Source organism: Actinomadura sp. B10D3 (genome assembly GCF_039871695.1).
GTDB classification, from domain to species: domain Bacteria; phylum Actinomycetota; class Actinomycetes; order Streptosporangiales; family Streptosporangiaceae; genus Spirillospora; species Spirillospora madurae.
The window spans coordinates 446650-466098 of the sequence record NZ_JBDPLY010000003.1; the positions used below are offsets into that span (position 1 = coordinate 446650).

General features: G+C 72.5%; 18 protein-coding genes and 1 pseudogene. 13 read left to right on the plus strand and 6 right to left on the minus strand.

Annotated features, from left to right (window positions below; all coding sequences use genetic code 11):
- The first annotated feature begins 71 nt into the window (after positions 1 to 71).
- From ABGB11_RS08225 to soxR, 5 genes are all read left to right on the plus strand, one after another.
- Positions 72 to 854: an ABC transporter permease gene (locus tag ABGB11_RS08225; RefSeq protein ID WP_347630564.1), complete on the plus strand. Its 783-nt coding sequence runs from the start codon at positions 72 to 74 to the stop codon at positions 852 to 854.
- Positions 851 to 1936, plus strand: coding sequence for an ABC transporter ATP-binding protein (locus tag ABGB11_RS08230; RefSeq protein ID WP_347630454.1), 1086 nt, complete (start codon positions 851 to 853; stop codon positions 1934 to 1936). The genes ABGB11_RS08225 and ABGB11_RS08230 overlap by 4 nt, the downstream gene beginning before the upstream one ends.
- 166 nt (positions 1937 to 2102) lie before the next feature.
- Positions 2103 to 3920 carry a phosphoenolpyruvate carboxykinase (GTP) gene (locus ABGB11_RS08235; RefSeq protein WP_347630456.1) on the plus strand — a complete coding sequence of 606 codons (1818 nt, stop codon included), beginning with the start codon at positions 2103 to 2105 and terminating at the stop codon, positions 3918 to 3920.
- 199 nt (positions 3921 to 4119) lie between these two features.
- Positions 4120 to 4704, plus strand: a complete 585-nt coding sequence (locus tag ABGB11_RS08240) for an HdeD family acid-resistance protein (protein WP_347630458.1) — start codon at positions 4120 to 4122, stop codon at positions 4702 to 4704.
- A gap of 58 nt (positions 4705 to 4762) precedes the next feature.
- Positions 4763 to 5311 (plus strand): redox-sensitive transcriptional activator SoxR, encoded by a 549-nt coding sequence (gene soxR / locus ABGB11_RS08245; protein WP_347630460.1) that lies wholly within the window; start codon positions 4763 to 4765, stop codon positions 5309 to 5311.
- 6 nt (positions 5312 to 5317) lie between these two features.
- On the opposite strand, the gene ABGB11_RS08250 is transcribed toward soxR, so the two are convergent.
- Positions 5318 to 7720: a glycosyl hydrolase family 65 protein gene (locus tag ABGB11_RS08250; protein ID WP_347630462.1), complete on the minus strand. Its 2403-nt coding sequence runs from the start codon at positions 7718 to 7720 to the stop codon at positions 5318 to 5320.
- The gene (locus tag ABGB11_RS08255) at positions 7717 to 8466 is read right to left on the minus strand and encodes a beta-phosphoglucomutase family hydrolase (RefSeq protein WP_347630566.1); all 750 of its coding nucleotides are present in this window, start codon (positions 8464 to 8466) and stop codon (positions 7717 to 7719) included. Before ABGB11_RS08255 ends, ABGB11_RS08250 begins: the two co-directional genes overlap by 4 nt.
- 155 nt (positions 8467 to 8621) lie before the next feature.
- Between ABGB11_RS08255 and gndA the strand changes: the two genes are divergently transcribed.
- From gndA to ABGB11_RS08295, 8 genes are all read left to right on the plus strand, one after another.
- The gene (gene gndA / locus ABGB11_RS08260) at positions 8622 to 10046 is read left to right on the plus strand and encodes an NADP-dependent phosphogluconate dehydrogenase (protein ID WP_347630464.1); all 1425 of its coding nucleotides are present in this window, start codon (positions 8622 to 8624) and stop codon (positions 10044 to 10046) included.
- Positions 10047 to 10251: 205 nt separating this feature from the next.
- Positions 10252 to 10530 (plus strand): hypothetical protein, encoded by a 279-nt coding sequence (locus ABGB11_RS08265; RefSeq protein ID WP_347630466.1) that lies wholly within the window; start codon positions 10252 to 10254, stop codon positions 10528 to 10530.
- A gap of 132 nt (positions 10531 to 10662) precedes the next feature.
- Positions 10663 to 11259, plus strand: a complete 597-nt coding sequence (locus ABGB11_RS08270) for an HD domain-containing protein (RefSeq protein ID WP_347630468.1) — start codon at positions 10663 to 10665, stop codon at positions 11257 to 11259.
- 42 nt (positions 11260 to 11301) lie between these two features.
- Complete coding sequence (locus ABGB11_RS08275; protein ID WP_347630470.1) at positions 11302 to 13809, plus strand: DUF3516 domain-containing protein; 2508 nt, start codon at positions 11302 to 11304, stop codon at positions 13807 to 13809.
- A gap of 10 nt (positions 13810 to 13819) precedes the next feature.
- On the plus strand, positions 13820 to 14617 hold the full coding sequence (locus ABGB11_RS08280; protein ID WP_347630472.1) for a carbon-nitrogen hydrolase family protein: 798 nt from the start codon (positions 13820 to 13822) through the stop codon (positions 14615 to 14617).
- A 98-nt stretch (positions 14618 to 14715) separates the two neighbouring features.
- Positions 14716 to 15558, plus strand: a complete 843-nt coding sequence (locus ABGB11_RS08285) for an LLM class flavin-dependent oxidoreductase (protein WP_347630474.1) — start codon at positions 14716 to 14718, stop codon at positions 15556 to 15558.
- A 78-nt stretch (positions 15559 to 15636) separates the two neighbouring features.
- Entirely contained in the window at positions 15637 to 16167 is a 531-nt protein-coding gene (locus ABGB11_RS08290) for a hypothetical protein (RefSeq protein WP_347630476.1), read from the plus strand.
- A gap of 59 nt (positions 16168 to 16226) precedes the next feature.
- The gene (locus tag ABGB11_RS08295; RefSeq protein WP_347630478.1) at positions 16227 to 17162 is read left to right on the plus strand and encodes a hypothetical protein; all 936 of its coding nucleotides are present in this window, start codon (positions 16227 to 16229) and stop codon (positions 17160 to 17162) included.
- 5 nt (positions 17163 to 17167) lie between these two features.
- Here the strand turns inward: ABGB11_RS08295 and ABGB11_RS08300 are convergent, their stop codons facing one another.
- The 4 genes and pseudogenes from ABGB11_RS08300 to ABGB11_RS08315 form a co-directional block, all read right to left on the minus strand.
- Entirely contained in the window at positions 17168 to 18547 is a 1380-nt protein-coding gene (locus ABGB11_RS08300) for an FAD-linked oxidase C-terminal domain-containing protein (RefSeq protein WP_347630480.1), read from the minus strand.
- Between the two features lie 37 nt (positions 18548 to 18584).
- Entirely contained in the window at positions 18585 to 18836 is a 252-nt protein-coding gene (locus ABGB11_RS08305) for a Clp protease N-terminal domain-containing protein (RefSeq protein ID WP_347630568.1), read from the minus strand.
- A gap of 126 nt (positions 18837 to 18962) precedes the next feature.
- Positions 18963 to 19142 (minus strand): annotated as a pseudogene (locus tag ABGB11_RS08310) (Clp protease N-terminal domain-containing protein); the annotation flags it as partial.
- Between the two features lie 4 nt (positions 19143 to 19146).
- The gene (locus ABGB11_RS08315; protein WP_347630482.1) at positions 19147 to 19392 is read right to left on the minus strand and encodes an RNA polymerase subunit sigma-70; all 246 of its coding nucleotides are present in this window, start codon (positions 19390 to 19392) and stop codon (positions 19147 to 19149) included.
- Between the last annotated feature and the right edge of the window lie 57 nt (positions 19393 to 19449).

Sequence of the window (19449 nt, forward strand, 5' to 3'; positions counted from 1 at the left end):
TGAGGCCCGTGCCGAAGGCGCCCCGGAAGGCCTGGCAGGCGCGGCGGACACGGGCCGGTGAGCGGGACCCGCTGCCGGTGCGGCCACCGTCGATCCTGCTCCTGCCCGCGGCGGCCGGGCTCGCGTTCCTGGTGCTGCCGCTGGTGGGCCTGCTCGCGCGGGCGCCGTGGTCGACGCTCGGCACCCGCCTCATGGAGCCGCAGGTGCTGGAGGCGCTGCGGCTCTCGCTGGTCACCGCCACCCTCGCCACCTGCCTGTGCCTGGTGTTCGGCGTGCCGCTGGCCTGGGTGCTCGCCCGCGTCCGGTTCCCCGGCGTCCGGCTCGTCCGGGCGCTGGTGACGGTGCCGCTCGTGCTGCCCCCGGTCGTCGGCGGTGTCGCGCTGCTGCTCGCGCTCGGCCGCCGCGGGCTGGTCGGCGGCTGGCTGGACGCCGCGTTCGGCGTCACGTTCCCGTTCACCACCGCGGGGGTGGTCCTCGCCGAGACGTTCGTGGCGATGCCGTTCCTGGTGATCAGCGTGGAGGGCGCCCTGCGCGCCACCGACCTGCGCTACGAGGAGGCCGCCGCCACCCTCGGCGCCGGCCGCTGGACGATCTTCCGGCGGGTCACGCTGCCGCTCGTGGCCCCCGGCGTCGCGGCCGGCGCGATCCTGTGCTGGGCGCGGGCGCTCGGCGAGTTCGGCGCGACGATCACGTTCGCAGGCAACTTCCCCGGCCGGACGCAGACGATGCCGCTCGCGGTGTACCTGGCGCTGGAGACCGACCCGCAGGCGGCGATCGTGCTCAGCCTGGTGCTGCTCGCCGTGTCCGTCCTCGTCCTGGCCGCGCTCCGGGACCGCTGGGTGGGCGGCTCGTGAACCGCGCGGCGGCGCCCCGGGTCGAGGGGAGCGCGGGAAGCGCGGGGCTGGAGGCGCGGGTCGTGGTGCGGCGCGCCGCGTTCGACCTCGATCTCGCGCTCACCGCCGGGCCGGGCGAGGTCGTGGCGCTGCTCGGCCCGAACGGCGCCGGCAAGAGCACCGCGCTGCGCGCCCTCGCCGGGCTCGTCCCGATGGCGGGCGGGCACGTCCGGCTGGACGGCGCGGACCTGCGCCCGCTGCCGCCCGACCGCCGCGGCATCGGCATGGTCTTCCAGGACTACCTGCTGTTCCCGCACCTCAGCGCGCTCGAGAACGTCGCGTTCGGCCCGCGCTGCCAGGGCGCCGGCCGCCGCGCCGCCCGCCGGACCGCCGCGCGGTGGCTGGAGCGGGTCGGGCTCGCCGAGTACGCGTCGGCCCGCCCGCGGGCCCTGTCGGGCGGGCAGGCGCAGCGCGTCGCGCTGGCCCGCGCGCTGGCCGTCGACCCGGGGCTGCTCCTGCTGGACGAGCCGCTCGCCGCCCTCGACGCGCACACCCGGATGGAGATCAGGGCCGCGCTGCGCCGCCACCTCGCCGGGTTCCCGGGAGCGGCCGTGCTCGTCACCCACGACCCCCTGGACGCGATGGTGCTGGCCGACCGCATCGTCGTCGTCGAGGACGGCCGGCTCGTCCAGGAGGGGACGCCCGCCGACGTCGCCCGGCGCCCGCGCACCGGGTACGTCGCGCGGCTGGTCGGGCTGAACCTGTACCGGGGGCGGGCCGAGGGCGGCACGGTGACGATCGGCGACGGCGCCGCGAGGCTCGACAGTGTCGACTCGCTCGACGGTGAGGTCTTTCTGGCCTTCGCGCCATCCGCGGTGGCGCTGTACCGGACCCGTCCCGACGGCAGCCCCCGCAACCTCTGGCAGGCCCGCGTCGGCGCGATCGAGCGGCAGGGAGACCGGGTCCGGGTGCGGTTGTCCGGCCCGCCCTTCGAGGCGGTCGCGGACGTGACCCCGGCCGCCGTCGCCGAGCTCCAATTGTCGGAGGGCAGCCGGATATGGGCCGCCGTGAAGGCTACCGAAACACACATTTACCCAGCTTGAGACTGTCTGTGCGGGAAGCCGCCCGTCAGCCCGTCCACGGGTGATATCGATCACAGAATCGGGCAGGAAGTCCTATAAGCCGACGGGATTGGTCCAGACCAAATGGCAAAAACGACGGGTGTTGTTCATTATGCGAGCATCCTGCGAACAGCTGAAGGAGATGCCCGTGTCCAACCAGGTCCCCGGCCTCGACCAGGCCCCAACCGGCCACACCGAACTGATTGAGTGGGTACGCGGGATCGCCGAGCTGACCGGCCCGGACCGGGTCGAGTGGTGCGACGGCTCGGACGCCGAGTGGGAGCGCCTGACCGGCCTTCTCGTCGAGCAGGGCACCCTCACGCGCCTCGACCCGGCCAAACGGCCGAACAGCTTCTACGCCGCCTCCGACCCCACCGACGTCGCCCGCGTCGAGGACCGGACGTTCATCTGCTCCGAGAAGGAGTCCGACGCCGGCCCGACCAACAACTGGGTCGCGCCCGCCGAGATGAGGGAGACCCTGGGCGGCCTCTTCAAGGGCTGCATGAAGGGCCGCACCATGTACGTGGTGCCGTTCTGCATGGGCCCGCTCGGCGGCAACATCTCCCAGCTCGGCGTCGAGATCACCGACTCCGCCTACGTCGCGGTGTCGATGCGGATCATGACGCGGATGGGCGAGGGCGCGCTGCGGCTCATCGAGGAGCGCGGGTCCTACGTCAAGGCCGTCCACTCGGTCGGCGCCCCGCTGGAGCCCGGCCAGAAGGACGCCAGGTGGCCGTGCAACTCCACCAAGTACATCACCCACTTCCCCGAGACCCGGGAGATCTGGTCCTACGGCTCCGGGTACGGCGGCAACGCCCTGCTCGGCAAGAAGTGCTACGCGCTGCGGATCGCCTCGACGATGGCGCGCGACGAGGGCTGGATGGCCGAGCACATGCTCGTGCTCAAGCTCACCCCGCCGACCGGTGAGACCCGCTACGTGGCCGCGGCCTTCCCCTCGGCGTGCGGCAAGACCAACCTCGCCATGCTGGAGCCGACCATCCCCGGCTGGAAGGTCGAGACGATCGGCGACGACATCGCCTGGATGCGGTTCGGCGACGACGGCCGCCTCTACGCCATCAACCCGGAGGCCGGGTTCTTCGGCGTCGCGCCCGGCACCGGCGAGAGCACCAACGCCAACGCGGTGAAGACGCTCTGGGGCAACAGCATCTTCACCAACGTGGCGCTGACCGACGACGGCGACGTGTGGTGGGAGGGCCTCACCGACGAGCCGCCCGCGCACCTGACCGACTGGAAGGGCAACGACTGGACGCCGGAGTCCGAGACCCCGGCCGCGCACCCGAACGCCCGCTTCACCACCCCGGCCGGGCAGTGCCCGATCATCGCCGACGAGTGGGAGGACCCGAAGGGCGTCCCGATCTCGGCGATCCTGTTCGGCGGCCGGCGCGCCTCCGCCGTCCCGCTCGTCACCGAGTCGTTCGACTGGCAGCACGGCGTGTTCCTCGGCGCCAACGTCGCGTCCGAGAAGACCGCCGCCGCCGAGGGCAAGGTCGGCGAGCTGCGCCGCGACCCGTTCGCGATGCTGCCGTTCTGCGGCTACAACATGGGCGACTACTTCGGCCACTGGCTGGAGATCGGCAAGGCCACCGACGCCGAGAAGCTGCCGCGCATCTACTACGTCAACTGGTTCCGCAAGGACGCCGGCGGCCGGTTCGTCTGGCCCGGCTTCGGCGAGAACAGCCGCGTGCTGAAGTGGATCGTCGAGCGGCTCAACGGCAAGGCCGACGCGGTCAAGACCCCGATCGGGCACCTGCCGACCAGGGAGGCGCTGGACACCGAGGGCCTGGACCTCGACGACGCCGCCCTGGACATGCTGCTGTCGGTCGACACCGAGGTGTGGAAGCAGGAGGCCGCCCTCGTGCCGGAGTTCTTCGAGAAGTTCGGCGACCACACGCCGAAGGCGCTGTGGGACGAGTACCACGACCTGGTGCGCCGCCTGGAGCACTAGGCCGTCCGTCCTCCGCGTGCCCGTCCCCGGCGTTCCCGCCGCCGGGGGCGGGCACGCCGCGTTCGGCGTCCCCATTTTGGGGTTAATTGGGTGGAATGTTGAATTTGCCCAATTAAAAGACGAGCTTGGGCTTCCCCGCGGCACCGGGCGGCAACCAGTGAGATACACGCATCGCCGTCCGCGGCCCGGGGAGGCAGTCATGTTCGAGCCGATGACCCGCCATTGGTGGGTCCTCGCGTTGCGGGGGGCGTTCGCGATCCTGTTCGGCATCGCGGCCTGGGTGTGGCCCGGCATCACCGTCTGGGCGCTCGTCGTGCTGTTCGGCGCGTACGCGCTGGTGGACGGCGTGTTCGCGCTCGCGGCGGCGTTCCGCGCCACGACCGGCGGGCCGCGCGGCATGCTCCTGCTGGCCGGCGTCGCCGGGGTCGGCCTCGGCATCGTCGCGCTGGTGTGGCCCGGCATCACCGCGTTCGTCCTGCTGATGCTGATCGCCGCGTGGGCGGTCGCCACCGGCGTGCTGGAGATCGTCGCCGCGATCGCGCTGCGCAAGGAGCTGCGGGGCGAGTGGGCGTACGTGCTGACGGGCGCGGTCTCGGTGATCTTCGGCATCCTGCTGTTCGCCTGGCCGGTGTCCGGCGCGCTGGCCATCGTCTGGCTGATCGGGCTGTTCGCGATCCTGTTCGGCGCCGCCCTGGTCGGCGCCGCGTTCCGGCTGCGCAGGCTCGGCCGCGAGGTGCGCCGGACGGAGGGCGCCTTCGGCGGCCCCAGGACCGCCCACCCCTGATCGCCGCCCCGGGTGAGCGGGAACCTCGACCGCGCTTGAGGTCGCATAAGATGCGCGCATGACGCGGCTGCAGCACCGGGTGTACGAACTGACCGTCGGGCAGCTCGCCGAGCGGAGCGGCGTGGCCGTATCGGCGCTGCACTTCTACGAGTCCAAGGGGCTGATCAGCAGCCGCCGCACGGCGGGCAACCAGCGCCGGTTCAGCCGCGACACCCTCCGCCGCGTCTCGTTCATCAAGGTCTCGCAGCGCGTCGGCATCCCGCTCAGCGACATCAGAGACGCGCTCGCCACCCTCCCCGAGGAGCGCACCCCCACGGTGGAGGACTGGGCGCGGCTGTCGGAGGCGTGGCGCAGCGACCTCGACGCGCGCATCCGGCAGCTGGAGCGGCTGCGCGACGACCTCACCGACTGCATCGGCTGCGGCTGCCTGTCGATCAACAGATGCGCGCTCGCCAACCCCTACGACCGGCTCGGCGACGAGGGCCCCGGGCCGCGCCGCCTGCTGGAGAACCGGGCCGCGGAGGCGGCCCCCGTCGCGGGGGCGGCGCCCGCCGCGGGGGCCGCCCACGACGAGCAGTGCGGGAGCCCCTGCGGCCCTGAGGGCTGACCGGCGCTACCTGCGGAGCGGGACGCGGCCGTGCGGGTCGATGCGGCGCGGCGCCGGCTCCCGCCCGGACGGCTGGGTCGGCGCCGGACGCACCGGGATCGGCTCGATCGGCAGCTCCGCCGGCTCGTCGTCGGACAGGGTGAACTCCGCGCCGTGGTGCCACAGCGTGATGCCCGGCCCGTCCAGCAGCTCGTAGGACGCCGACTCCGCCGTCACCGCCACCTTGATCATGCTGCCCCGGTACCGCATCCGGAACGTCAGCCGGCTGATCCCGCCGGGCAGCCGCGGCGCGAACCGGAGCCGCCCCTTGCCCGCGCGCATCCCGCCGAACCCGGCGACAAGCCCGCTCCACGCGCCCGCCATCGAGGCGATGTGCAGCCCGTCGCGGGTGTTGTGGTTCAGGTCGTGCAGGTCCATCAGGGCGGTCTCGCCCAGGTAGTCGTGCGCCAGCTCCAGCTGGCCGACCTCGGCGGCGACCACGGCCTGCGTCTGCGCCGAGAGCGACGAGTCGCGGACGGTGAGGCCCTCGTAGTAGGCGAAGTTGCGTTCCTTCTGCTCGTAGGTGAACGCGTCCCCGCACAGGTGCAGGGCGAGCACCAGGTCCGCCTGCTTGACGACCTGCTTGCGGTAGAGGTCGAAGTAGGGGAAGTTCAGCAGCAGCGGGTAGTGGTCGGGTTTCGTGGCCGCGAAGTCCCAGCGGGCGTGGTTGGTGAAGCTCTCGCTCTGCGGGTGGACGCCCAGCCGGTCGTCGTAGGGGATGAGCATGGCCGCCGCGGCGTCCCGCCACGACGCGGCCTCCTCGGCGTTCACGCCCAGCCGGTCGGCCACGTCGGGGTGGCGCATCGCCATCTCCGCGGCCTCCTGCAGGTTCCGGCGCGCCATCAGGTTGGTGTAGACGTTGTTGTCCACGACCGCGCTGTACTCGTCCGGTCCGGTGACGCCGTCGATGCGGAAGACGCCGCCGACGTCGTGATGGCCGAGGCTGCGCCACAGCCGGGCGGTCTGGACCAGGATGTCCAGGCCGACCTCCCGCTCGAACTGCTCGTCCCGGGTGGCGTCCACGTACCGGACGACGGCGTCGGAGATGTCGGCGTTGATGTGGAACGCGGCGGTGCCGGCCGGCCAGTACCCGGAGCACTCGTGCCCGCGGATCGTCCGCCAGGGGAACGTGGCCCCGCCGAGCCCGAGCTGGTTGGCGCGCTCCACCGCCAGCGGCAGGGTCATGTGCCGCCACGCCAGCGCGTCCGCCGCGGCGCCCGGCGAGGTGTAGGTCAGCACGGGAAGCACGAACGTCTCGGTGTCCCAGAACGTGTGCCCGTCATAGCCGGGACCCGTCAGCCCCTTCGCCGGGATCATGCGGCGCTCCGCCCGCGCCCCCGCCTGGAGGACGTGGAACAGCCCGAACCGGACCGCCTGCTGGATCTCGGCGTCGCCCTCGACCTCGACGTCCGCGCCCTCCCAGAAGTCGTCGAGGTACTCGCGCTGCTCGGCCAGCAGCCCGTCCCAGCCGGTCTGCCGCGCGCCCGCCAGCGCCCCGACCACCTGGTCGTGCAGCGCCGGCCGGGACCGCCGGCTCGACCACCCGTACGCGATGTACTTGACGATGCGGAGCCGCTGGCCCGGCTCCAGCCGGGTCGCGACCGTCAGCCGGCCCACGTCGTTGGAGCTCTCGGTGTCGATCGCCAGCGACTCCGGGCCCTCGATGTCGTGCGACATCCCGGCGGCCATCCGCAGGCCGCTGCGCCGCGTCCGGTGGAGCAGCAGCACCTTCTTGCCGTTGGCGACGTGCTCCTCGCTGACCAGCGGGCTGTCCAGGATCGCGGACGCGCGCGGGTCCTTACCGCCGCCCGGCAGCGCCTCGTTGGCCACCAGCTCCGACTGGGCGACCACGCGGACCGCCTCGTCGACCGGCTCGACCTCGTAGCAGATCGCCGCGACGGCCCGCTGCGTCAGCGAGACCATCCGCACCGACGTGACCCGGATCGTCCGGTCCGCCGGAGACGTCCACTCGACCTGCCGGGTGAGCGTCCCCGCCCGCATGTCGAGGACCCGCTCGTGGTGGTGGACGCGGCCGTAGCGCACGTCGAGCGGCTCGTCGTCCACCAGCAGCCGGATCACCTTGCCGTTGGTGACGTTGATCGCCGTCTGGCCCGACTCGGGGTAGCCGTAGGCGGTCTCGGCGTGCGGCAGCGGGCGCTGCTCGTAGAACGAGTTCAGATAGGTGCCGGGCAGCCCGTGCGGCTCCCCCTCGTCCAGGTTGCCGCGCATGCCGAGATGCCCGTTGGACAGCGCGAACACCGACTCGGTCTGCGCCAGCCGGTCCAGCCGCAGCTCGGGCTCCCGGACGCACCAGGGCTCCACCGTGAACACCGGCCTGTCCACGGCGCTCTGCCCCTCCCGGTCACTCAATGGTTCTCCAGCAGCTCAGATAGATCGTTGACCACCACGTCGGCCCCGTGCTCGGCGAGCGCCTCGGCATGCGCCTCGCCCACCCGGTTGACGCCGACCACCTGGGCGAACCCGCCGGCGCGTCCCGCCTGGACCCCGGCGAGCGCGTCCTCGAACACCACCGCCCGCTCCGCCGGGACGCCGAGTTCCCGCGCCCCCTCCAGGAACATGTCGGGCGCGGGCTTGCCGGGCAGGTGCCGCTCGGCCGCCACCACGCCGTCCACCCGAGCGTCGAACAGGTCGGTGATGCCGACGGTCCGCAGCACCTGGACGGTGTTGGCGCTCGACGACACCACGGCCGTCTTCAGCCCGGCCTTGCGCGCCGCGCGGACGTAGTCGATGGACCCGTCGAACGTCTCGACGCCCTTCTCCTCGATCAGCTTGAGGACGAGGGCGTTCTTGCGGTTCCCCAGCCCCCGCACGGTCTCGGCCTCGGGCGGGTCGTCCGGATCGCCCTCCGGCAGGGTGATGCCGCGCGACTCCAGGAACGAGCGCGTCCCGTCCTCGCGCTTCTTGCCGTCGACGTACCGGCCGTAGTCGTGGACCGGGTCGAACTCGGTGAACGTCTCACCGGTCCGCTCGGCGCGTTCGCGCAGGAAACCGTCGAACATCTCCTTCCACGCCGCCGCGTGGACGGACGCCGTCCGGGTCAGCACCCCGTCCAGATCGAAGAGACACGCCGCCGCTTCGTCCGGCAGTCCCAGCATCCGCACCCCCCTGGAGAATGTCACCATCGGAATGTTCTTGAATCCCGTCCCGTTTCCGCAGCCGAACGCGGTCATCCGGACCCGCCGACCGAACGGGCGGATCATGATCCACGTACAACCCTTGGTCAGGGTCGCACACGAGGAGGAGTGAGCCAATGCAGAAGGCGCGAATCGGTGTCACGGGACTGGCGGTGATGGGCCGGAACCTGGCTCGCAACCTCGCCCGGCACGGGCATCCCGTCGCCGTGCACAACCGCACTCCCACCCGGACGAAGTCGCTGGTGGAGGAGTTCGGCGACGAGGGCACGTTCCTCCCCGCCGACACACCGGAGCAGTTCGTGGCGTCCCTGGAGCGGCCCCGCCGCCTCGTCATCATGGTGAAGGCGGGCGCGCCGACCGACGCCGTCATCGACGAGTTCGCCCCGCTGCTGGAGCCCGGCGACATGATCGTCGACGGCGGCAACGCCAACTTCGCCGACACCCGCCGCCGCGAGGCCGCGCTGCGCGAGCGCGGCATCCACTTCGTCGGCACCGGCATCTCCGGCGGCGAGGAAGGGGCCCTGCACGGCCCGAGCATCATGCCCGGCGGTTCGGCCGAGTCCTACGAGGCCCTCGGCCCGCTCCTGGAGGACATCTCCGCCAAGGTGGACGGCACGCCCTGCTGCACCCACGTCGGCCCCGACGGCGCCGGGCACTTCGTGAAGATGGTGCACAACGGCATCGAGTACGCCGACATGCAGCTGATCGCCGAGTCCTACGACCTGCTGCGGCACGCCGCCGGCCTCGCGCCCGCCGAGATCGCCGAGGTCTTCCGCACCTGGAACACCGGCCGGCTGGAGTCCTACCTCATCGAGATCACCGCGGAGGTCCTCGCGCACACCGACGCCTCGACCGGCAAGCCGTTCGTGGACGTCGTCCTGGACCAGGCCGAGCAGAAGGGCACCGGCCGCTGGACCGTGCAGACCGCGCTCGACCTGGGCGTCCCCGTCGGCGGCATCGCCGAGGCCGTCTTCGCCCGCTCGGTCTCCGGGCACGCCGCCCTCCGCGAGGCGGCGCAGGGCCTGCCGGGCCCGTCCCGCAGCGCCGTCGCCGACTCCGGCTTCGCCGACGCCGTCGAGAAGGCCCTCTACGCCTCCAAGATCGTTGCCTACGCGCAGGGCTTCCACGAGATCCAGGCGGGCAGCGCGGAGTACGGCTGGAACATCGACCTCGGCGCGATGGCCACCATCTGGCGCGGCGGCTGCATCGTCCGGGCCCGCTTCCTCGACCGCATCCGCGCCGCCTACGAGGCCGACCCCGGCGCGCCGACGCTGCTGACCGACGACCACTTCGCCGAGGCCCTCGGCGACGCCCAGGACGCCTGGCGCGACGTGGTCGCCACCTCCGCCCGCCTCGGCATCCCGGCCCCGGGCTTCTCCACCGCACTGGCCTACTACGACTCCCTCCGCGCCGACCGCCTCCCGGCCGCGCTCACCCAGGGTCAGCGCGACTTCTTCGGAGCCCACACCTACCGCCGCGTAGACCGCGAGGGCTCCTTCCACACCCTCTGGGGCGGCCCCCGCACCGAAGTCACCTCCTGACGCGCCCGTCTTGCTACACCGTCGCCTGGCAGAAGGTAAAAACCGTGTCGGAAGGTGGGGTGATCTCCGGATAGCTCGTTGTGGCCAACCGTGATCGGTTGATGACCGAGCGTCCCGATGGCGTGGCAGGTTGAGGAGGCACTCTCCGACGGAGACAGGACCCGAAGGAGAGCAGGTGACCCGAAGGAGAGATAGCATGCCCGTCATGGCGCCCAAGCCCCTCGACCAGGTCACCCTTGGCGACCTGGTCACCAAGGACGACCTGAAGGACCTCGTCACCAAGGACGAGCTCGCCACGCAGCTCGGCTTGTTCAAGCAGGAGATCAGGCAGGAGATCAGGCAGGAGATCGGGTCGGTCAGGCAGGAGCTGGGGTCGGCCGTCAACCTGCTCATGGGTGAGCTCGGCAAGATGGCCGCCCGCCAGGAGGAGATGGCCGGGACGCTGGCCCGCCTGGTCGCCAAGTCCGAGGGCTTGGGCAGGTAGCGCTTTCGTGTGACGATGCCCCCGGGATCCCATCCCGGGGGCGTCGTCACGTTCTCGACCACGCGGCGGGCTGGAACGACGTCGGTCTGGATCGTCACTGCTCGTCGCCGTCGGACGCCATAGGGTGGCGGGATGCGGGTTCCTGAAGACGATGAGATCCGGGCTTTGCATGAGCGGCACGCGCCGAGCCGGGAGGCGTTCGACCTCGTCTGGACGCACTGCGCGATCGTGTGCGAGATCGCCGAGGAGCTGATGCAGGGCGGCGGGCTGGACGTGGACAAGGACCTTGTCCGTGCCGGGTGCCTGCTGCACGACATCGGGGTCTACCGGCTGTACGACGCCGGCGGACGGCTCGATTACCCGCGGTACGTGCGGCACGGGGTGCTGGGGCACGAACTGCTGCGGGACGAGGGGTTCCCCGAGGAGATCTGCCGGTTCTGCTCCCGGCATACCGGGGTCGGGCTGACCCGGGACGACATCGCGCGCCTGGGGCTTCCCGTGCCCGCCGCCGATCTCGTGGCCGAGACCGGGGAAGAGCGGCTCGTCATGTACGCCGACAAGTTCCACAGCAAGACCGAGCCGCCCACCTTCGTGTCCGCGGAGACCTATGCCGTCCGGGTGCGCCGGTACGGCGAGGAGAAGGTGGCGGTGTTCGAGGGCATGCGCGAGCTCTTCGGGGAGCCGGATCTCGCGTCGCTGGCGGAGGGCCACGGTCACGTTGTGGTCTGATGCCCGACGCGGGCAGTGGCGGATCGGGGGCAGGATGGAGGGGTGAGCCTTATCGATGAGCTGCCCTCCAGAGACGACGTTGACGCCGATTCGCTGTTCGAGGCGTTCGAGCGGTGGGTGTCGGGGCGCGGGATCACGCTGTACCCCGCGCAGGAGGAGGCGCTCATCGAGGTCGTGTCCGGCGCCAACGTGATCCTGTCGACGCCGACCGGGTCCGGGAAGAGCCTGGTGGCGGCGGGGGCGCTGTTCGCGGCGCTCGGCGGGGATCAGGTCGCGTTCTACACGGCGCCGATCAAGGCGCTGGTGTCGGAGAAGTTCTTCGACCTGTGCGAGATGTTCGGGCGCGAGAACGTCGGGATGATGACCGGCGACGCGAGCGTGAACGCCGACGCGCCGATCATCTGCTGCACGGCCGAGGTGCTGGCGAACATCGCGCTGCGGGACGGGGCCGACGCCGACATCGGCGTGGTGGTCATGGACGAGTTCCACTTCTACGCCGAGCCCGAGCGGGGATGGGCCTGGCAGATCCCGCTGCTGGAGCTGCCGCAGGCCCAGTTCCTGCTGATGTCGGCCACCCTGGGCGACGTCTCGTTCTTCCAGAAGGACCTGACGCGCCGGACGGGGCGGCAGACGGCGCTGGTCACGTCGGCGGAGCGGCCGGTCCCGCTGATCTACGACTACCGGGTGACGCCGCTGCACGAGACGATCGAGGAGCTGCTGGCCGAGCAGAAGGCGCCGGTGTACCTGGTGCACTTCACGCAGGCGGCGGCGATCGAGCGGGCGCAGGCGCTGATGAGCATCAACGTGTGCACCAAGGCGGAGAAGGCCCGGATCGCCGAGCTGATCGGCAACTTCCGGTTCACGACGAAGTTCGGGCGGAACCTGTCGCGGTTCGTCCGGCACGGGATCGGGGTGCACCACGCCGGGATGCTGCCCAAGTACCGGCGGCTGGTGGAGCGGCTGGCGCAGGCCGGGCTGCTGAAGGTCATCTGCGGGACGGACACGCTCGGCGTCGGCGTCAACGTGCCGATCCGGACGGTGGTGTTCACCGCGCTGAGCAAGTACGACGGACACCGGGTGCGGCGGCTGCGGGCGCGGGAGTTCCACCAGATCGCCGGGCGGGCCGGGCGGGCCGGGTTCGACACGGTCGGGTTCGTCGTCGCGCAGGCGCCCGAGCACGTGGTCGAGAACGAGAAGGCACTCGCCAAGGCGGGAGACGACCCGAAGAAGCGGCGGAAGGTCCAGCGCAAGAAGCCGCCGGAGGGGTTCGTCGGCTGGGACGAGGAGGTCTTCAAGAAGCTCCAGGACGCCGAGCCGGAGATGCTCCGGTCCCGGTTCCAGGTCAGCCACGCGATGCTGCTGTCGGTGGTCGCGCGGCCCGGCAACGCGTTCCAGGCGATGAAGCGGCTGCTGACCGACAACCACGAGGACCCGGCCGCGCGGCGCCGGCACATCTCCCGGGCGATCGCGATCTACCGGTCGCTGCTGGCGGGCGGTGTGGTCGAGGTGCTGCCCGAGCCGGACGACCTCGGCCGGTACGCGCGGGTCACCGTCGACCTGCAGGAGGACTTCGCGCTCAACCAGGCGCTGTCGACGTTCGCGCTGGCGGCGTTCGAGGCGCTCGACCCGGCCTCGCCGTCGTACGCGCTGGACGTCCTGTCGGTGATCGAGGCGACGCTGGACGATCCGCGGCAGATCCTCGCCGCGCAGGTCAACAAGGCGCGCGGCGAGGCCGTCCAGGAGATGAAGGCCGAGGGGATCGAGTACGAGGAGCGGATGGAGCTGCTCCAGGACGTCGACCACCCGAAGCCGCTGGAGGACGAGCTCGACGCCGCGTACGAGATCTACCGGGCCGGGCACCCGTGGGTCGGCGACCATCCGCTGCGGCCGAAGTCGGTCGTGCGCGACATGTACGAGCGCGCGATGACGTTCACCGAGTACATCGCGTACTACGAGCTGGCGCGGACCGAGGGGCTCGTCCTGCGGTACCTGTCGGGGGCCTACAAGGCGCTGCAGCAGACAGTCCCGGAGTCGATCAAGACCGATGACCTGATCGACCTGATCGAGTGGCTGGGCGAGCTGGTCCGGCAGGTCGACTCCAGCCTGCTGGACGAGTGGGAGCAGCTCGCCAACCCCGCCGAGGAGGACCTGGACGAGCCGATCGAGGAGCGGGTCACGAAGGTGACCGCGAACGCGCGGGCGTTCCGGGTGCTGGTGCGCAACGCGATGTTCCGGCGGGTGGAACTGGCGGCGCTGGAGCGCTACGCCGAGCTCGGCGCGCTGGATCCCGACTTCGGCGCCGACGCGTGGGCGGACGCCATGGACGACTACTTCGAGGAGCACGACGAGCTGCTCACCGGGCCGGACGCGCGCGGGCCGAAGCTGCTGCAGATCGAGGAGGTGCCGGAGGACGCCCTGTGGCGGGTCCGGCAGGTGTTCGACGACCCCGAGGGCCATCACGACTGGGGCATCAGCGCCGAGGTCGACCTCGCGGGTTCGGATCAGGAGGGCGAGGCCGTCGTCCGGGTGACCGGCGTCGACCGGATGTAGGGAGGCCGAGATGGTGCAGGTCGCGGTGGCGCAGTTCGCGCCGGGCGAGGGCAAGGACGAGAACCTGGCGGCGATCGGCAAGCTGGCCGGTGAGGCGGCCGGGCGCGGCGCGAAGGTCGTCGTGTTCCCCGAGTTCGCGATGTTCACCGCGCCGAAGATGGACCGGCGGTTCCTGGACTCCGCCGAGCCGCTGGACGGCCCGTTCGTGACCGGCCTCGGCGACCTGGCGCGCCGGCACGGCGTCCACCTGGTGGCCGGGGTCAACGAGCGCCTGGACGACCCGGAGCGCATCTCCAACACGCTCGTCGCCCTCGGGCCGGGCGGCGTCGTCGCCGAGTACCGCAAGATCCACCTCTACGACGCGTTCGGGTACGAGGAGTCGTCGCTGGTCCGGCACGGCGCCATCGGCGAGCCGGAGACCTTCACGGTGGACGGCGTGACGTTCGGCATGCAGACCTGCTACGACGTGCGGTTCCCGGAGGTGACGCGCCGGATCGTGGACGCCGGGGCCGACGTCGTCGCGGTGCCCGCCGAGTGGGTGCCGGGCCCGCTCAAGGAGGACCACTGGCGGACGCTGGTGCGGGCCCGCGCGATCGAGAACACGATCTACGTGGCGGCGGCCGACCAGTGCGCCCCGACCGGCGCCGGCAACAGCATGATCGTCGACCCGATGGGCGTGGTCACCGCCTCCCTCGGGGAGGGCACGGGGATCGCGTCGGGCGAGGTCTCGCCCGAGCGCGTGGGCGCCGTCCGGCAGAAGAACCCGGCGCTCGCCCTGCGCCGTTTCACCGTCACTCCGGCCGGCTAGGACGTCGCCTCGGCGGCGCCTCGGCGGCCGAGTGCCCTTGACAAATGAGTGAGTACTCACTCAAATAGAGGCATCCGAGGTGAACGGGAGGCGGGACGATGGCCGATCGGCGATTCAGGTTCGCGGTGATGGCGGGGTGGGCGCGCAGCGCCGCCGACTGGGCGGCGCAGGCGCGCCGGGCGGAGGAGCTCGGGTACGCGACGTTGCTGACCCCCGACACGTCCGGCACGGCCATGCCGGCGGCGATGCTCGCCGCGGCGGCGGGCGCCACGACGACGCTGCGGGTCGGCACGTTCGTGCTCTCCGCGGCGACCCGGACGCCGCACATGATCGCGTGGGAGGCGGCCTCGATGGCGCTCGCCACCGGCGACCGGTTCGAGCTCGGGATCGGCGCGGGACGGCCCGGCGGGGAGGACGACGCTGCGCTCTTCGGCGTCCCCTACGGGTCGGGCGCCGAGCGGATCGCCCGGGTGGAGGCGGCGCTGGACGCGGTCGCGAACCCGCCCGAGGGGCTGTTCGCGGGGACGGGACGCCCGCCGCGCGTGGTCGTCGCGGCGTCCCGGCCCCGGATGCTGGGGCTGGCGGCGCGGCGCGCGGACACGGTGGCGTTCGGCGTCCCGCCGATGACCGGCGACGCCGAGCTCGCCGGGTACGTGGACATCGTCCGCAAGGCGGCGGAGGACCGGTTCGACGACCTGGAGCTGTGCACGCAGGTCCATGTGGTGGGCGACGACGTGCCCGAGTGGCTGGGCCGCCAGATGAAGGTGGACCTCGCCGCCATGGCGACGTCGGACGTGATCGCGAAGCTGTCCGGGACGCCCCGCGAGATGGCGGACACGCTCGCCCGCCGCCGCGACGAGCTGGGCGTGTCGTACGTGTCGGTCTCCTCCGCGTTCGTCGAGGAGTTCGCGCCGGTGGTGGAGCTGCTCGCCGGGCGGTGACGGCCGCCGGTGTATCGAGGTGACAACGGTCGCCCGGTTCCGCGTGTCCGGGCCTGCGCTCAGCGTGACGATCGGTGGGTGCGCCTTTCCCCCAGCCTCCCGCCCGCCGGGTTCACCCGCGCCGAACCGAGCCCGCCCGCCCGCCGCCCGCCCCGCATGGCGGTCGCCGCCGCCGCGCTCGTCGTGGGCGCCGGCCTGTTCCTGGCCGTCGATGACGGGACGGCGCGAACGGCCCCGCGCCGCGCGGTCCCGGATCGCTCGGTGACGCCGGGCGCCGCCACCCCGGAGGCGTCCGCTCCGGCCGCGTCCGCCCGGCCCTCACCCGTCTCGTCCCGCACCGGGCGGACCGCGGCGGAACCGCATGCACGGTCGTCCGCCGACCGTCCCCAGGGTCCGCGGAGGGTCCCGCGCCGGACGCACGCCGTGCCTCCGCCGAGCGAGAAGGGCCGGCCCGCGCGCCCGCCCCGCCCGGCCGCGACGCGCACGCCGCGCGCCGTCCGGCCGAAGGCCCCGTCGTGGATCGCCGCCGAGTGCCGGCGGAGGTACCCGGCCGATTCCTTCCGCAGGTCCGCGTGCGTCGCAGCGCTCACGGAGGCCTTCGGAAGGTGAACGGAGGCCTTCGGGAGGTGACGGGAACTCACCGGCCGCCCGGGGAGTCGTACATAACCATGAACCCCAGCCAACACGACATCATCGGCATGGCACTCATAGACGCCTTCGCGCAGCGCGGCTACCGGGCGGAGCTGGCGGCTCCGGACACCGTCGTCGTGACGCTCAAGGACGGCAACCGCGCGCAGGCGGACATCGCGCAGTGGCGGCAGCACGCCGGGCGCAACCCGCGGTCCGCGCTGCCCGGCGTCGCGGCCCAGTACGCCGACCAGGCGGTCCAGGCGCTGGAGCGGCAGACGCCCCCCGCCCCCTCTGGCGGGGGGCTCGACACCGCGAGCCTGCGCGTCCGCCTCTACCCGGAGGACGCCCTCGACGAGCGGATGCAGGCCGCCCTCGTGACCCGGCCGTTCGCGCCCGGCCTGCTCCAGGCCGTCGTGGTCGACTACCCGGACTCGATCGTGCCGCTGAACCGCGCGGACCTCGGCGGGCTCGCCGAGGACGCGGCGTTCGGGCACGCGCTGGCGCAGTCGATCGAGCGGGAGCCCCACTACGTCCAGGGCAACGACCTGGACGGGGTGAAGATGTCCAACATCGGGGAGCAGCACCGCTACATCGGCGCGCACGCGCAGGTCCTGCGGCGCCACTTCCCCGGCCCGCTGCCGTTCGGGGCGCTGGTGGCGTTCCCGCTGCCGGAATACGTGACGGTCCACGAGATCGGAACCGAGACGCACCTGGTCCTCGCGCTGAAGACCATGCAGGACGTCGCGGCCAGGTTCGCCGGGTCGGGCGAGAAGCCGATCACCGCGCAGGTGTACTGGTGGCGGCCCGGCCGGTACGAGGAGATGGCCGAGCGCGACGCGCTGTTCTCCGGGCGCGTCCCGGACCTGCGGCCGGTCGGCGTGCAGGTCGAGCTGGACGGGGACAGCCTCCAGGTGGGCCTCGTCGGCGACCACACCGCCGAGCTCGTCCAGGGCTGGGAGGCCGCCCGGGGCTGACCGGGTCAGGGCGTCCCGAAGACCTTGCCCGGGTTGAACACGCCCGCCGGGTCGAGCGCGTCCTTCACCGCGTGGTGCATGGCGATCACGGCCGGGTCCAGTTCGTCGTGCAGGCCGCGCCGCTTGAGCAGGCCGACGCCGTGCTCGCCGGTGACGGTGCCGCCGAGGGCGATCGCGTCGGCGACGATGCGGTCGAAGGCGCGCTGGGCCCGGACGCGGGCGCCGTCGTCCCCGGCCGGCGCGATGATCAGCGGATGCAGGTTGCCGTCGCCGGCGTGGGCGATGTTGGCGATGTGAATGCCGGTGTCCGCGGCGGCGGCCTCGATGCGGGTCAGCATCTCCGGGACGAGCCCGCGCGGCACGCACACGTCCTCGGTCAGGACGGGGCCGAGCCGTTCGAGCGCCGGGTAGGCGAGCCGGCGCGCGGCGAACAGCGCGTCCGCCTCGGCCTCGTCGGACGACCGGGCGCTCCAGGTCGCGCCCGCCTCCTTGAACAGCCGCGCCATCGCGTCGGCCTCCGCGTCCCCGGACTCGCCGGGCAGGTCGGTGCGGCCGAGGAGCAGGACGTCCGCGTCCGCGGACAGGCCCATGTTGCGCCACGCGTCGACCGCCTGGAGGCAGTGCCGGTCGATCAGCTCCAGCGCGCTCGGGACGATCCCGGCCGCGGTGACCCTGGCGACGGCCTCGCCCGCGGCCTGGAGGGTGTCGAAGTACCCGACGATGGTGTGCTCGGGGGCGCGGGCGCCGCGCAGCCGCACGGTGACCTCGGTGATCACGCCGAGGGTGCCCTCGGACCCGACCATGAGCCCGCACAGGTCGTACCCGGCGACGCCCTTGGCCGTCCGGCGGCCGAGCCGGACCACCTCGCCGCGTCCCACGACCGCCTCCAGCGCGAGGACGTAGTCGCGGGTCACGCCGTACTTGACGCAGCACAGGCCGCCCGCGTTGGTGGCGACGTTCCCGCCGATCGTCGACCAGGGCGCGCTCGCCGGGTCGGGCGGGTACCAGAGTCCCCGCTCGGCGCAGGCCAGCCGGAGGGCGTCGTTGACCACCCCCGGCTGGACGACCGCGAGCCGCTCGGCGGCGTCGATCTCGACGATCTCGTTCATCGCCTCCAGGGACAGCAGCACGCAGCCGTCCAGCGCGTTCGCGCCGCCCGACAGCCCGGTGCCCGCGCCGCGCGGGACGATCGGCACGCCCTGCTCCGCGCACACGGCGACCACCGCCCGCACGTCCTCGGTCGACCCGGCCCGGACGAGCGCCGCGGGCGCCCCGTAGGGCGCCCACTCCGCCTCGTCGTGCGCGTAGGAGGCGATCACGTCGGGGTCGGTGACGATCCGGTCGGCGGGGACGAGGCGGCGCAGCGAATTCAGCGGTTCGGGCATGTCCCCACGTAATCACATCACCACCACACCGGCGCGGTCACGCCGCTTCGGCGCCGAGCAGCCGTTCGACCCGGGCGCGCAGCGCCGCGACGTCCACGCCCGCCTCCGTGGCGAGCCGTGCGGACAGGAAGTCGTCGTCGTGGAGGAGGCCGAGCAGGATGTGCCCGCTGCGGATGCTCTTCTGCTTGAGCCGGATCGCGTGCCGCAGGCTCAGTTCCAGCGCCTTCTTCGCCTTCGGTGTGAACGGGATGTGCCCCCGCCGGTACCGGTCGAGCTTCCCGGCGGGCACGTCGAGGGCGCCCTCGCCGAAGCTCTGCTCGGTGGCCTCCCGGACGGCGTCGAGGTCGATGCCGATGCTCCGCAGGGCGTCGGGGTCGAGGACGTCCCCGCCGGTCCGGTTGACCTCGGCGATCCGGGTCCGCAGGGCGTCCGGGTCCAGCCCGTGCTCGCGCAGGACCTGCCCCACGGCGTGGTCGGCGGTGGTGAGGGAGAGCAGGACGTGCTCGGTGCCGATGTGGTGGTCGCGCAGCGCCCTCGCCTCCGCCTGCGCGCCTTTGACGGCCGCGCGCGCATCCTCGGTGAAACGCTCGAACATCTCGCTACGACTCCTTCTGTGTTTTCCCGAGGGGGAGGCGGCGGCCGCCGCCGTGCTTCTTGTGCACGGCCTGCCGGCTCACGCCGAGGCAGACCGCGATCTCCTGCCAGGACCAGCCCTGGTCGCGGGCGCTCTGGACCTGCAGCGCCTCCAGCCGCTCGGCCAGCTCGCGCAGGGCCCGCACGGCCCGCAGGCCCACCGCGGGGTCCCGGCTGCTCGCCTCCTGGGCGAGCGTCACTCCATCGCTCATGGCCGTCAATGTAGGTTGACACCGCTCCTATGTCAACCAACGTTGACGGCAAGGTGC